The sequence below is a fragment of the Segatella cerevisiae genome (assembly GCF_024054555.1).
GTDB lineage: Bacteria > Bacteroidota > Bacteroidia > Bacteroidales > Bacteroidaceae > Prevotella > Prevotella cerevisiae.
In genome coordinates this window covers 1-15,919 of record NZ_JAMXLY010000016.1, presented here as the reverse complement: position 1 = coordinate 15,919, position 15,919 = coordinate 1, and the positions used below count along the sequence as shown (strand labels likewise).

Here is a 15,919-nt window from a genome sequence, read left to right as displayed (position 1 = left end):
ACCCTCAGTCAAACGTACGCTGAGGATTATCTGCCCTTAGTTTTGTGCTTTCCCGAATCTCTCATAAGCCTTTTGTCTTACGGGAGTCCGTCGGTTTTCAGACCTGATAGTGCCGGAATTTCTTTCTCAGACATTCAGGACAGATGCCGGTAATCAGGTAGTTGGCAGAATGAACTTCATATTTGTCTGACAGACAGACAGTAGGCAAAGGAATGTCATATAAGCATGTTGTCTGATGACATTCCTCACAATAGAAATGGACGTGCATGTCATCATCTTCAGTTTCAGTGCTGCAATGGCTCATGCAAAGTTCATATCTGATGCTCCCCGCTCCATCTTCAATGGTATGGACCAGGTGTTCTTCTTTGAAAAGAGTCAAGGCACGGGAAATATTGGATTTATCAATCGTCCGGATAGCTTCCTCCAATTCCCTGAGGGACAAAGGATGATTATCCTTGGCAGCCAATGCTTCTGCGATGATAATGCGGTTGGCAGTCGGCCTTATGCCATGTCTTTGTAAAAGTTTAATACAGACTTTTTCTTCCATTTATAAATCCTCTCCATAAAATATCGCCTTTTTTACAAGGCTCACTGCAGCGCTTCCCGGAATTGTACACAACCGGCAAACTGCAGAGCAGATCTCCTGCTACCCTATTTCTGCAAAGCGATATTATAATTATCGTAAGCCATATCCCCGGTAATGTCTTTGATCACTTTGACAGCAGGAGGAAAGTGAACATCTTCCTTTTCTGCAACGCCCTTCACTTCCAAAGTAATGAGATGATTGATCGGTTCCAAGAAATGATCGAGTTCAAAAAACTGCCCTTTCCAGATAAAAGTCTTCCGTATTTTCTTGATGGTCTGTCTGTAAGGGTCAGCCTGCCTGAGCAGAGAAGCATAAAGATTATTGGTCAAAGTGCGCTCGGTCTCTATTCTCTCGTCATCAGCAACCTTTTTCTTCGTTGTCAGGATATTGACCTTCTTCCCTTTCCATACCCGCCTGCGCAAGCGCATTTCACACCCCGGCTCAGCAGTCAGATAAGTCTGGATAATCTCGCTTTCAATACATTCCGGAATCGGGGCTGTGACTTCCACGACATATCTCCGTTCCTTTTCGATAGGCTGCGGCAGAGCGAGGACGTCAGAGATCTCCTTGATCACACGCCGGAGTTTGTTCTCAAAGTTATCATGATTGTTGATGACTCTCAGATGCGGGTGTCCCATCCAGGCGTTGATGATTTTCTTGTCCAGTAGCCGTGCCAGTTGCAGTCCTTCTTTTCTCTGTTTGTTATTGGCCGTGGTATAGTATTTCTCTGCCCCATTGGCAGCAGAGACCAAGTGCAGCACGGCATCATAGCGGTTGCGGAGGCTTTCAGTATCAGTCCCGCATGCACGTGTTATTTTCTTCCACATTTCCGGAGTAAGATAAGTGGAAATATCCAGTGTGCCCCGGTCGCAGACAATGACAGAAGGTTTGCCATAAGCCTTTGCCATCTTCAAGAATTTATCCTCCAAGCCTATCTGAGTCTCGAGAGTAGCCTGCTCCTCTTCATAAAAGAAAGTTTTATTATCCGTCAGATAATCCACGCCTCCTTGCGAGAACAAGGTAGGGACTTCAGGGATTGTGAACACTTTGAAGCCTAGACTTGAAAAATGCTCCATGATCTTTACCAATGCTGTCGTCTTACCGGCACAAGGACCACCTGTAAGGACTATTTTCTTTATTTCTTCCATGAATTGACAAGCAAAAGGCGCGAAATCCTCGCGCCCCACTCTTTAACTAATTGTTTTATTCAACAAGTCTTGCCCCGTTCGGCAGGCGTTGACTCTTAACATTACTCTGATTAAGGAAATTCTTTTCGCGTTACAAATATATGAAAACCTGATAATTCTGCCAAATTATTTGGATGTTTTTTGTCTCAGAATGGCATATACCCATCCTAATATCAGGAATCTACCATTTCAGATAACCGTATTTCTCTTTGAACCACAATTGGACGGCATTGATGATGTTCTGCCAGATCACATAAGCACAAGGTGCCAGAGCCGTATACGGATTCAGGAACCTGATCGTCAACCAGATTCCCAGAACGGTATTCTTCTGTCCCAAAGCCTGACCGGACTCTATACTGTCGTGGTAATGTCTGCCGACAGCCTTGCCTATCGTAAACTGCAGGAAAGACAGGACAAGAGGAATAATGATGAGTATCGTCAATGCAAAAGCGGAAACAGGAGCATGGATGATATTCTTGGCAGTCAATCCCATGATAATCGCCAGATTGAGGGTCCACAAATAAAATGCAATGTTTTTAAGATGGTTGAGCCAATTTGAAAACTTGGGCATAAACTTTCGGGTAAGCAATGCCAGCACCAATGGAACGATCAGCACCATCATTACCCCTTTGAAAACCATGAAGAACGCTGCGAGAAATGAAATTTCTTCTCCTCTTTCAACTAATGGGAAGAACAGAGGGATAATCAGTGCCGTCACACCATTATCTATCAGGAGGTAGATGGTCAGTGATGCTATATCTCCCCCCAGTTTTTCCGTAATCACCGGGGCTGCTGCTGCAGTAGGACAGACGAAACAGATAAAGACTCCTTCTACAAGAATTTTTGTTTCCGGGTTATGTATGAATTGTATTGCTATGACTGTCAGTCCGGCGAGAACAATCCTCGTCCCCTGCAAGAGGAAATGCCATTTACGGGGTTTCATATCACCTAGTTGGATTTTACAAAAAGTGATATACAACATGATTGATATGATATACGGCATGAGATCAACCAATTTTGGTCCCATATAATCTCCGGTAGATTGCAGGAATGGAATTTCCGAGAATAACAGATAAATGATTGTTCCGAAAATTAAGGCACAAAGCAGTGTCCAGTTTTTAATAAAAGCAATTAAACGCATCCAAAAGTTTATTATACTGCCTGCAAAATTAGACAATTTAAATGAAAACTAACCATAATCAATTATTTATTTTTAAGTACATTTAGAAGAATTCATCAATCTATAACATCATTTATCACATCCATTTATTCTTCCAATCAATTCCTTTATTCTGTCAAAAGGTTGTTTTTTGAAGAAAGACAGAACAACAATGAGTACTCTATTAGGTATTTTTCGAAAATGGTAAAAAACTTTACCTACTCTTAGGTATTGCAATAACTCTTAATAACCTTTACTTTTGCAAACTGATTTTATGATTTTTTAGTTCTAGAAAACATAAAGAACAAAATCCCAATTGCCTTTATATCCTACGACATAATTCTATGCAGTAGTCATACTGTAAATACTGTTGTGCGGACTACTATTCTAGACAGTTAAAACGGATCATTCAGGGTTCTCCGGCTTCAAGACGCAAACTTACAGTATTGCATTTCAGGCGGTTGTTTGACAGTGATAACGTCATTAGTATCCCTAATGGAAATTAATATTTACTCAATGGTTTAAATTATTCATTCATGAAAAATGTTAAATTAAAGTTCCTGTTTTCGGGATTGTTCGTTTTCCTGACAGGTACTTCCGGGTATTGCGGTGCATACGCCTCAGACCTGGTCAGGGTGGAACAACAGGCAGGTATGGTTACGGGCTACGTACTTGATGAGAAGGATGAACCTATCATCGGGGCTACGATCAAGTCAGGGTCCAAAGACGGGACAGTGACAGACATCAACGGGAAATTCTCCCTCAATGTCCCGGCGGGAACAAAACTTACCGTTTCCTATATCGGCTATAAGCCCCAAACTGTCAAGGCAGGGAACAGTCCGTTGAAGATACATCTGGTTGCAGACGACAAAACTCTGAACGAGGTCATCGTCGTAGGCTATGGTACAGTCAAGCGCAAGAACTTTACCGGTTCTGTTGCTACAGTTGATGTAGCCAAATCCCCTGTTTCATTGACTCCAGCAACAGATGCTATGGCTACCCTCCGAGGTACTGTCAGTGGTATTTATGTGGCTCCAAGTCAATGGTCCGGTCGAATTTCGACATTACAAGTTAGAGGCCAGAAAGCAGTCAACGGCGGTTCCGCCCCTCTTATCATATTGGACGGTATGATTTTTACAGGTCAACGTCGAGATATTGATCCTAATACTATTGAAAGTATAAGCGTCCTGAAGGATGCAACTTCACTGGCAGCTTACGGCTCTCAGGCAGCAAATGGAGTGGTCATGATCACGACGAAGAAAGGAGTGGAAGGCAAACCAAGGATCAGTTTCAACTCTTCTTGGGGACTGTCCTCACCAACATTTAAGCCTGATGTCTTGAGCCCTTCCGACTATGTCAAGAAGGTTAATCTTCAGAATGGCCTTGCCGAAGACGCTGACCCGACGTGGATGAAATCCTTCGAGTACAGCAATTATAAGGCTGGAAAAACTACTAACTGGTTCGATTACAGTACAAGGACAGGAGTAGTACGGGATTACAATGCTTCTGTCTCGGGAGCTTCAAAGAACATCAATTATTTTTTCTCAGGCTCTTTTATCAATCAAACAGGTGTCGTGATCGGTGACGGTTTTAAACGGACCAATCTACTGATGCGCCTGCAGAGTGACATCACCAAATGGTTGCAGATCGGTACAGAATCATCCTACACCTATAATGATTATTTAGATCCTACACCTTATAATCTTTATGAAGCTGTCAGACTAAGCCCTTATGGCAGAGCCGAGAGACCTGATGGAGCGGGATTAGAGAAATATCCGGTGAATGAAGGTACCGATAGAACAAATCCTTTGTGGAATGCCAAAAGCGGAACTTATAGTAATGTTGAAACCTATGATGTACTTAATCTAAGAGGCCATCTGCTTTTAAAATGCCCTTGGATAGACGGACTGACTTTTAAAATGAGCGGTAACTCTACTATAGAGAATGACTATTATGATAATTTTATTCATGAAGGGTATTATGTTCAGGAAGGCGATAGTGAAGACCGTTATTCTCCTTCCACCATTTCGCAGTATCTTTCTTTAGCTAATGGATATAACGATCGTTATAAAAATGTTTACTGGGTTTGGGACAACATTCTTGATTACACTCATGAGTTCGGACCGCATTTTATTGATATAACTTTGGTATATACCAGAGATTCCAAAACTGAGGAAGGTCACGGCTATACAGCTTCAGACTTCTCCTCGCTTGGCAATACAACCTTAGGCTATTGGGGACTGAATTATGCCACCAACGTGAAAATTGATGTAAGTAGTTATGATAAGCATAATGATGTCGGCTATCTGGCACGCCTGAACTATTCTTATAAAGACACTTATCATTTGGACCTGTCTGTACGCCGTGACGGTTCCTCCGTTTTCGGTGACAACAACAAATGGGGGATCTTCCCTGCAGTGGGGATGGCATGGACAGTCTCTAACGAATCCTTCATGAAAAAGGTCACACCGGTTTCCTATTTGAAACTGAAATTTTCCTGGGGCAAGAACGGAAGCCAGAACCTCAGTCCTTACGAAACTCTGTCTCAAATTACTTTGGGCGAGGCAGGAGGCTTCAGCTATCCCTTTGGCAATACTTCAGAGGCAAGCTGGGCACAAAGAATTAAAACACTCGGCAACAAGGATCTGGCATGGCAAAAGACGCAGTCAATCAATTACGGTTTCGAGCTTGGGCTGCTGAAGGACCGCATCACCTTCGACTTTGACGGCTATTTCTCCAAGACGACTGACCAGATCTTCAGCCGCTCCATTCCTGTCATCATCAATGGTCTGACGAGTTTAGAGGAGACGATGGGGCAGATCAATAATTCAGGAATTGAACTTACGCTCAACACGAAGAACATCGAGACAAGGGACTTCCAGTGGGAATCCCAACTGATCTATTCTTTGAACAGGAACAAACTTAAGTCTCTGTACGGTGACGGCAAGGATGATGTAACTAACAGTCTGTTTCTGGGTAAATCCCTCGGTGCCATCTACGGCTATAAGAATATCGGTATTATCCAGTGCGCCTACGATGCCAGCGGCAAACCTGCCTATGATGCCAACGGCAATTTGGAAGTAGCAGACGCAGACAAGGCCTATGCAGCAGCCAACGGTGCCAAACCAGGTGACGTCAAATTTGAGGATGTAAACGGTGACGGGAAGATTACTTCCAGTGACCGTAAGATTTTGGGCTATACCGTCCCTAATTTCACCATGAGCCTGGGCAATACACTGACATACAAGAACCTGCAACTCTACTTCCTCTTTACTGGGACTTTCGGGGGTGACGGATATGGCAGAAGTACAAATATATACGCCTATCGTACCGCATCTGATTTCTATGGTGACAATAATTTAAATCACGGTTGGTGGACACCTGAGAACCGGAGCAACAAGTACCCGAGTGTCACCTATAACAATGACAATTATACCCCGGTTCAGGGTTTTGGTTTTGTACGTCTCTCCGACCTGACGCTGTCTTATTCGTTCACGCAGCCCTGGGTGAGGAATCTTAGAATCTCAAATCTTCAGGTTTATGTTGCTTGCAAGAACCTGTTTACCATAACTAATTGGACGGGGGGTGATCCGGAAGTCCAACAAACTCTAACAAGTAACAAGAGCTATCAATACCCTGTATCAAAGACTGTCTCTTTCGGTCTAAAACTCACGTTCTAATTCAATCTCAAGTTAATATGAAAATCAAGAATATATTAATGGTTTCCGCCGTCGCAATGCTGGGCTTCACGTCCTGCAACGACAACGACTTCCTCAAGGAAAATCCGAAGTCCACCTATACGACTGACAATGCCTTCAATACCGTCGACCAGGTCAAGGCCTGCGTGACGAACCTCTATGTGCAGATCCGCTACTGGTACCAGATCGACAACTTCTGGACGGGCGTGGGCGCCGACGAGATGGACACGCCCTACTTCCGCAGTACCGGCAACGGCTACAGCAACTTCTCCAACTGGTCCCCGACCTCGAGCTACTCGAACAACATCTTCAACGCGCTCTACCAGCTGGTCAACTATTCCAACCAGGCCCTGGAGGGCTACAACTCCCCGAACATCACCTGGGACAATGCCCGGGAGAAGGCCGAGAACTACGGCGAGATGATGTTCTTCAGGGGCTACGGCTACCTGTCTCTGGGCGAGCTCTTCGGGGGCGTGCCCCTCGTGGACAGGTTCTACGAGACGCTCAAGCTCGACTTCAGCCGCTCCTCGAGGGCTGCGACGTACAGGTTTGCGATCAACGACCTGAAGCGCGCGGCCTCCAACCTGCCCGAGTATCCCTCGGAGGCAGGAAGGGTGGCACGCGGCGCGGCCTGCCACTTCCTCTCCGAGGCCTACCTTGCCCTGGCAACGATCAATGACAACAACGTCGCCCAGTTGGATACGGCCATCGCCTATGCCGACACGGTCATGGCGATGCACCCCCTGATGACCTCCCGCTTCGGCACGAGGACGGTATCGGGGAACACGAAGAACGGCGTGGACTCCTACTACAAGGACGGCAACGTGTTCTTCGACCTCTTCCAGGAGGGCAACTACGACCATTCCGAGGGCAACACCGAGGCGGTCTGGACCCTGGAGAACGACTATACGGTCTACCACAAATACGCCGGCGACAACTACGTTCCGTCACCGAAGAACTTCTCTCCGGTGCTGCGTGACGCCGTCTGGGGCTCCGCCTACAGGAACACCGGAGGCGGCGCAGGCCCCTGGGCTACGAACGTCAACACGGCCGACTATCCCGGCGGTAACGTCAGCGCCTACCTCGGCGGACAGGGCACGGCGGTCTACTCCCCCACCGACTACGTGATCGAGCAGATCTGGAACAACGACGAGGGTGACATCCGCAATGCGCCCTGCAACATCAGGCGGACCTTCGTCTGCACGGACACGAAGAGCAGCATGTACGGCAAGGCCTGCGGCATAGACGTGCTCGACGCCGGCTCGCAGAGGATCACGGAGTTCTTCCCGATCTGGACGAAGTTCGCCCCCGTGGACGACTGGGGGTATGACGACATCAGCGACGGCGGTGACCGCTCGCAGATATACAGCGACCGCTATGCGGTGCGTTCGGCGGAGACCCTGCTGCTCCGTGCGGAGGAGAAGCTCCGCAAGGGCGACAAGGCAGGCGCTGCCGCCGACGTCAACATCCTGAGGAAGCGTGCGCAGTGCAAGGTGCTGGCCACGGCTTCGGACATGACGCTGCAGTACATCCTCGACGAGCGTGCGCGGGAGTTGTACGGCGAGGAGCGCCGCTGGGTGACCCTCCTCAGAATGGGCAGTGACGGCATCAAGAGCATCAACGACCATGCCATGTACATTGCCTACCAGCCTTACTGGAAGGGATATTTCAAGGCTTCCCAGCAGCCCGTCACGAAGTGGACGCTGTGGCCGATACCTCAGGCTGTCATTGACGGCAACTCACAGGCCAAAATTGATCAGAATACAGGTTGGTGATCAGATTAGGCAAGTGAACAATCCTTTCCGGGAGCAACGTATGAGTTGCTTCCAAAGGAATATCTATAAAGGATCTCTCCATTCGGGCAATACCGGATGGAGAGATTTTTGTTCTATAGGTCGAGGGATGCAATATTCGCAGAAAGTATGTACAAAGAGAGATAAATATAATAAAGTGAAATAAATTCAGGATTTGAATAGGTCCCTATTAGGGCTTAATTTGGAATATACCTTAAATTAAGTAACAATATCTTTCGATTTCTAAAACAATCATAATTTTAGGGGATTGTCTAACTGCTAAAAAGTGTGTAACTTTGCGAAGGTTTTTTAAGGTAATGCTCTACCATACGATGGATATTAAAAAATACCACTATTTAACCATTTGTCTTTCATCGGTTTCCCTTGAAATAATTTCTGATTTTCTGATGTGCGGACCTCCACACCATGTACAGCTGTTGCGGTATGGGAATTGAGGTGTTTTTGACACTTGATGGCCCTTGCCCAATAGGTTTTTGTTTTCTGAAGTTATTAGTGATAATAGATATATACAAGATCATAAAGAATTATTCAATAGATTAAATCATTGGTTCATGAAAAATGTTAAGTTGAAGTTCCTGTTTTCAGGATTGTTCGTTTTCCTGACAAGTTCTTCCGGGTATTGCGGAGTGCGTGCCTCAAACCTGATCAAGGTCGAGCAGCAAGCCGGTACAGTTACAGGCTACGTACTTGATGAAAAAGATGAGCCCATCATCGGAGCTACGATCAAAGCAGGTTCCAAAGACGGGACGGTGACAGACGTCAACGGAAAATTCTCCCTCGACGTGCCGGTGGGGACAAGACTAACGATTTCCTATATCGGCTACAAGCCCCAAACAGTCAAGGCAGGGAACAGTCCGTTGAAGATACATCTGACTGCCGACGACAAGACTCTGAATGAGGTCATTGTCGTAGGCTATGGTACGGTCAAACGCAAGAACTTTACAGGTGCTGTTTCCACTGTTGATGTAGCCAACTCTCCCATCTCTTTGACTCCGACTGTAAATCCCATGGATGCGCTCCATGGTACTGTCAGTGGCGTTATAGTAACTCCTGAATATGATGCCGGTAGAGTTTCATATATGCAAATCCGAGGTCAGAAAGCCGTTAGTGGTGGTTCTGATCCTCTAATCGTAATGGACGGTGTGATATTTACAGGGAAGCAGCGTGATATTGACCCTAATATTATCGAGAGTATAAGTGTTCTGAAAGATGCGACATCACTTGCAGCCTACGGCTCCCAGGCTGCAAAAGGTGTGATCATGATCACTACTAAGAAGGGCGTAGAAGGCAAACCGAGAATCAGTTTCAACACTTCTTGGGCAGTGTCTTCACCGACCTGTAAACCGGATCTCCTGAGTCCTTCAGACTATGTCAAGAAAACCAATCTCTTGAACGGTCTTTCAGAAGACGCTGACCCGACATGGATGAAATCCTTCGAGTACAGCAATTACAAAGCAGGAAAGACGACCAATTGGTTTGACTATAGTACGAGAACCGGCGTGGTACAAAATTACAACGCTTCTGTCTCGGGTGCCTCCAAGAATATTAATTATTTCTTCTCAGGATCCTATGTTGACCAAAAAGGTGTTGTTATTGGTGACGATTATTCCCGAACTTCCATGACGATGCGCCTGCAGAGTGACATTACGAAATGGCTCCAGATCGGTGGTGAGACTTCCTACACCTATAATGACTATTCCGGGCCGACAACGTATAACCTTTATCAAGCTGTCAGGATGAGTCCCTATGGCAGACCAGAGCGTCCTGATGGAGCAGGGATGGAAAAATATCCGGTGAATGAGGGGCCTATAAACCCTATGTGGAATATAACAAGCGGAAATAAGGATAATACTGAAACTAACAGTACGCTTGGCCTAGGCGGACACCTGTTGATCAAATGCCCTTGGATAGACGGCCTGACCTTCAGAATGAATGGGTCATATTCTTTGGGACACGGTGTAACTGACCAGTTTACCCATGAAGGTTATTATGTTCAGGAAGGTGAGAGTGAAGACCGTTATTCCCCTACTACGGTTTCCCAGTACCTATCTCAGGCCAACGGTTCTACTAATCGTGAAAAAATCAACAATTGGGTCTGGGACAATATTCTGGACTACACTCATGAATTCGGACCACACTTCGTCGATCTGACATTGGTATATACCAGGGATTCACAAACTGATGATGTCCGCAGTTTTTCAGGTTCAGACTTCTCTTCCTTGGGTAATACTACGCTAGGCTATTGGGGACTGAACTATGCAACTGTACAAAAGATCAACGCTCCTACCTATACCAAGCACAATGACATCGGCTATCTGGCACGCCTGAACTATTCTTTCAGGGATACCTATCATTTGGATCTGTCCGTACGTCGTGACGGCTCCTCTGTTTTCGGAGAAAACAACAAGTGGGGCATCTTCCCTGCAGTGGGATTGGCATGGACAGTCTCAAACGAGTCTTTCATGAAGAAAGTCACCCCGGTATCTTACTTGAAACTGAAACTTTCATGGGGTAAGAACGGAAGCCAGGATCTCAGTCCTTATGAAACTCTTTCAAAAATCACTTTGGGTGAGGCAGGCGGCTTCAGCTATCCCTTCGGCAATACTTCAGAGGCAAGTTGGGCTCAGAGAGTTACGACCCTCGGCAACAGTGACCTGGCATGGCAGAAGACGCAGTCCGTCAATTACGGTTTCGAACTGGGCCTGTTGAAGGACCGCATCAGCCTCGATTTCGACGGCTATTTCTCCAAGACGACTGCCCAAATGTTCGACCGCTCCATTCCTATTATCATCAACGGTCTGACGACTTTAATGGAGACGATGGGTCAGGTCAACAACTTCGGAATAGAATTCACCCTCAATACGAAAAACATCGAGACGAAAGACTTCCTGTGGGATTCACAGTTGATCTATTACCTGAACAGAAATAAGCTAAAATCCCTCTACGGTGACGGCAAGGATGACCCAAACAACAGCCTGTTCCTGGGCAAGTCCCTCGGCGCCATCTACGGTTACAAGAATATCGGTATTATCCAGTGTGCCTACGATGCCAACGGCAAGCCCGTCTATGACGCCAACGGCAATTTGGAAGTGGCTGCCGCAGACAAAGCCTACGCTGCAGCCAACGGTGCCCAACCCGGTGACGTCAAATTTGAGGATGTAGACGGTGACGGGAAGATCACTTCCAATGACCGCAAGATCCTGGGCTATACTGTCCCGAATTTCACCATAAGCCTAGGCAATACCCTGACATACAAGAATCTGCAACTCTACTTCCTTTTCTCAGGAACATTCGGGGGTGACGGATACGGTCGCTATGTCAATACCTATGCTTACCGTACGGCATCAAGTTTAACAGGTGACAACAATCTGAATCACGGCTGGTGGACACCAGAGAACGGAAGCAATAAATACCCGAGTGTCAGCTATAACAACGGCAACTATACCCCAGTCCAGGATTACGGCTTTGTACGCCTTTCCGAACTGACACTGTCTTATACATTCAGACAACCTTGGGTGAGGAATCTGAATATATCCAATCTTCAGGTCTATGTCGCCAGCAGGGATCTGTTTATCATAACCAATTGGAAGGGCGGCGATCCGGAAATCCACCAGACTATAGAAAATTCTTATGCTCTTTATAACAGTCCTATTTCTAAATCTTTCTCTTTCGGTCTAAAACTTACGTTCTAATCCAATCTCAAATCGTATAGTCGTTTCCGGAGTAACCGTATGAGTTGCTTTCAGAGGAATATCTATAAAGGATCTCTCCATTCAGGTAATACTGGATGGAGAGATTTTTTGTAAAGGACATTCGGAAAACAAAAAGACAAACCATCAATATTTTCATTTGTGTATGAGTGAGATGGTTATCCTCACAGGTCAGGTGTCACCGAATGAATAAAAAGTAATAACATCTAACCATCAATAAACAGTCAGAACCAGGATAAGAGATTTGAAAATCGGGACAAAAGTTTAAAGGGTATACCTATTTTTAGTGACAGAACAAAAGGCAAGTGTGCACGACCAGGACACAGGACGAATGAATACGAACAAGTTTTTAATCAGAAGATCACAATCCGACTCGGACAATATGATGGTCTTATAACTTCAAAGCTTAGAAAGTGGCGGAACAAGCATTAGAGCGCACTTCTTGTGAGAAAAAGATCTTTAATAATCTATAAATATTTTCTATAGTTAAGAGATTTATTAACGGTTTTGTCTATTTAAGGATTTTCAAAAAGAAAGATAAATATCATATTTGTATCAAAAACGATACTTAACAATACGAATAAGTTAGTATTCGTCATATAGAAGGCTAAAATTTTACCTACTTTTAAGTATTGCAGTAGAAATTAATAACATTTATTTTTGTAAACGGATATTGCAAAAACTTAATAATAGGAAGAAACCTCTAATCAACAAAATAAATAAGGAATATAATTTTAAAATAAAATAGAATGAACAAAATCCCTATTACCCTTGTTATCTGCACAACAATGTTATGCAGTAATGCCATTAATGCTGTCGCGCAAATCAGCGCTGCAGACAGTGTTATGAATCATGTCAAAGGTAACCGACTCAGTGTAGGAGGCTATGGCGAAGTGGCTTACAGCCGCATGTTTTACAGTGACAATGTATACCGGTATTCCAAACCTGGGGATTACAAAAATGATCCCAGTCACGGTCGCTTTGACATCCCTCACGCCGTGATCTATCTGGGGTATGACTTCGGAAAGGGATGGACGATGGGATCAGAGATCGAATTCGAACACGGCGGCACCGGCGCCTCCTTTGAAAAAGAGTATGAAGAAGGCGGTGAATGGGAAAGAGAGATAGAAAAAGGAGGTGAAGTAGAGTTGGAACAGTTCTGGCTGCAGAAATCATTCTGGAATAAAAAATTCAATATCCGTGCCGGTCATATCGTTGTTCCTGTCGGTCTGAACAACAGCCACCACGAGCCTCTTAACTTCTTCACAGTTTATCGGCCTGAAGGAGAGAACACCATCCTCCCTTCCACCTGGCACGATACAGGCGTCAGTTTCTGGGGCATGCTCCCTCACTGGAAATATGAACTGCAATTTCTTGCAGGTCTGGATGCCATGTTCTTCAATACGACAGGATGGGTGCACAACGGCACACAGGATCCGTTCGAATTCAAAGTAGCAAATAAATATGCCCTTGCAGCACGTGTGGACAATACCTCCTTCAAAGGTTTGCGCCTTGGTTTGAGCGGTTATATCGGACAGAGCATCGACAATTCCTATACCAGGGACGCCAACGGCCAGGCATCAGACTACAAGGGTACCGTCGCCATAGGCAGTGTTGACTTTACATTCAACCGGTACAACTGGATTGTCCGCGGACAAGCAGATTACGGTTATCTCAGCGATGCCTATGACCTCTACTATCTGCCGGGAAGACAGACGAACACCTCACCTTACGAAGGTTCCTATGTGGGAAAGAATGCAGTAGCCATGGGAGTAGAAGCAGGATACGACATCTTCTCACAGATCAGCAGTTTGAGACAAGATCACCAGAAACTCTATGTCTTCGGCCGTTACGAGTACTACAACCCTTATATCCGGGACCACAGACAACCCAAAATCGAATATACGAAAAAGCAGAATTTAGTCTTTGACATCAATTACTACCCGATGCCGCAAATTGTAATCAAGGCAGACTACAACCAAAGACTCCTGAAAAACCCTTATAATAACGAACCCAGTATCAACATCGGAATAGCTTATGAAGCCTTCTTCCTATAACCTCATCATATCAATGGCACACATGGAAGAACACAAAGAAAGACATCTATCAATACAGCCATCAATAATTACACATAACAAAATCAATTAAAATGAAAAAACATTTTCAAAACGCCCTGCTCCTATCGGCAGCATTCGCAATGACCATCAGTTTCAACGCATGTAGCAGCAGTAACGATGATGACGACGCAGGTGGCGGTACAAGCCAACTCAGTGAAAGCGACAAATATCTTCAGAGTGTGCTTTCTTCCTATGTTGACAACACTGTCAACCCGACCTATGATTCTTTAGCCGTAAAATGTACGGATCTCTATAACGAAGTCAGCGATCTGCTGACCGCCTCAAAGAAAAATGCCGTCACTCAAGACATGGTAGACAAAGCCTGTGCAAGTTGGCGAAATTCCAGGAAATTCTACGAGAGCAGCGAGGCTTTCCTTTTGGGTGCCGCTTCAGATTATGACATCGACCCGCATATCGATACGTGGCCTCTTGACCTGTCAGCTTTCCACACACAACTTACCAATGCAGACATGGTCGAAAGACTTGCTGGTGACGACGGAGATGTTGTCGCCAATGGTGACCTGGGGCAGACTCTTCTGGGATTCCACGGAATAGAATTCATCCTCTTCAGGGACGGTAATCCAAGGGATGCCAGTGAACTGAATGCCAACGGCCATGACTCATGGAAACGCAACGGACTGGATTTCACCAAACTCACAGGCGATTACGAACTGACCTTCGCTAGAGCTGTGACAGGGGACCTCAGGAACAGCGTGTATCGTCTGGAATGTTGCTGGAACGAGGATGCGCCCAAGGATCACCGCTCACTGATAGAAGAGCGCCTGGAATGGAACACCTATATGATGAGCAACAACAGTGTGACCTACGGTGAGAATATGAAAAAGGCTGGTCAATCCGGCTCACTCTATACGACCGTCAAGAGTGCCATCTCTGCTATCCTCGTCGGTGACAAGGGATGCGCAGGTATTTCAGATGAAGTCGGTTTGACTAAGATCACCAATCCTTTTTCCGGACAAGATCCTAGTTATATAGAATCCCCCTATTCTTACAATACCCTGACTGATTTCTGGGACAACATCCAGAGCATTGACAATGTGTGGAACGGCGGTACAGAAGGCAACCGGTCAGAAAATTCTATGGCCAATTACTTCAAGAAATATAATTCGGCAATAGGTCAGGAAGTACAGAATGCCATTGACGATGCCCAGGCAAAGATCAAGGCTATCCCTGCCCCATTTGAAAACAACTTCAATCTCCCTGCCAACAAAGCCACGATACAGGCAGCCATTGACGCTTGCAAGACGCTGACGGATGCCTTGACTAAAGCAGATGACTTTGTACAGTCAAACAATAAATAATTTTGCAAAACATTTATGATAATGAGGAAAAAGTACAAACATTTATTTCTTTTAGGGTTGGCGGTTACTGTCATGGCCGGATGCAGCGATGACAATTCCGCCTCCTCTGTCAATCCCAATGAGAATATCGGGAAAGCTACAGGAAACTTCACTGCGGCTGAATGGTATCCTGGAGGCGAAAAAGGAACGACGAGTAATGAGCAAGAGGGTGTGTCAAAAGATACATCCTCTTTTTTGTTTCTCATTCTCAGTTATCTTTGCCATTTACTGTCAGGCTGCGATTTTTCCATCGCACATGATCAATTGCAGTGTATTCTGCCTCAGACAAG

8 protein-coding genes and 1 pseudogene are annotated in these 15,919 nt (G+C 45.5%); 6 read left to right on the top strand and 3 right to left on the bottom strand.

Going from position 1 to position 15,919, the window contains the following annotated elements; translation table 11 throughout:
* Nucleotides 1-97 precede the first annotated feature (97 nt).
* From NG821_RS05705 to NG821_RS05695, 3 genes are all read right to left on the bottom strand, one after another.
* Nucleotides 98-547, bottom strand: a complete 450-nt coding sequence (locus NG821_RS05705) for a Fur family transcriptional regulator (protein WP_252760698.1) — start codon at nucleotides 545-547, stop codon at nucleotides 98-100.
* A 104-nt stretch (nucleotides 548-651) separates the two neighbouring features.
* Complete coding sequence (locus tag NG821_RS05700; RefSeq protein ID WP_252760697.1) at nucleotides 652-1,734, bottom strand: AAA family ATPase; 1,083 nt, start codon at nucleotides 1,732-1,734, stop codon at nucleotides 652-654.
* Between the two features lie 220 nt (nucleotides 1,735-1,954).
* The gene (locus NG821_RS05695) at nucleotides 1,955-2,914 is read right to left on the bottom strand and encodes a transporter (RefSeq protein ID WP_252760696.1); all 960 of its coding nucleotides are present in this window, start codon (nucleotides 2,912-2,914) and stop codon (nucleotides 1,955-1,957) included.
* Nucleotides 2,915-3,468: 554 nt separating this feature from the next.
* On the opposite strand from NG821_RS05695, the gene NG821_RS05690 reads away from it, so the two are divergent.
* The 6 genes and pseudogenes from NG821_RS05690 to NG821_RS05665 form a co-directional block, all read left to right on the top strand.
* Nucleotides 3,469-6,612 carry a SusC/RagA family TonB-linked outer membrane protein gene (locus NG821_RS05690; RefSeq protein ID WP_252760695.1) on the top strand — a complete coding sequence of 1,048 codons (3,144 nt, stop codon included), beginning with the start codon at nucleotides 3,469-3,471 and terminating at the stop codon, nucleotides 6,610-6,612.
* A 17-nt stretch (nucleotides 6,613-6,629) separates the two neighbouring features.
* Complete coding sequence (locus NG821_RS05685) at nucleotides 6,630-8,405, top strand: RagB/SusD family nutrient uptake outer membrane protein (RefSeq protein WP_252760694.1); 1,776 nt, start codon at nucleotides 6,630-6,632, stop codon at nucleotides 8,403-8,405.
* Nucleotides 8,406-8,995: 590 nt separating this feature from the next.
* The gene (locus NG821_RS05680; protein ID WP_252760693.1) at nucleotides 8,996-12,136 is read left to right on the top strand and encodes a SusC/RagA family TonB-linked outer membrane protein; all 3,141 of its coding nucleotides are present in this window, start codon (nucleotides 8,996-8,998) and stop codon (nucleotides 12,134-12,136) included.
* 767 nt (nucleotides 12,137-12,903) lie between these two features.
* The gene (locus tag NG821_RS05675; protein ID WP_394802061.1) at nucleotides 12,904-14,211 is read left to right on the top strand and encodes a hypothetical protein; all 1,308 of its coding nucleotides are present in this window, start codon (nucleotides 12,904-12,906) and stop codon (nucleotides 14,209-14,211) included.
* A gap of 92 nt (nucleotides 14,212-14,303) precedes the next feature.
* Nucleotides 14,304-15,590: an imelysin family protein gene (locus NG821_RS05670; protein ID WP_252760692.1), complete on the top strand. Its 1,287-nt coding sequence runs from the start codon at nucleotides 14,304-14,306 to the stop codon at nucleotides 15,588-15,590.
* Nucleotides 15,591-15,611: 21 nt separating this feature from the next.
* Nucleotides 15,612-15,919 (top strand): annotated as a pseudogene (locus NG821_RS05665) (hypothetical protein); the annotation flags it as partial.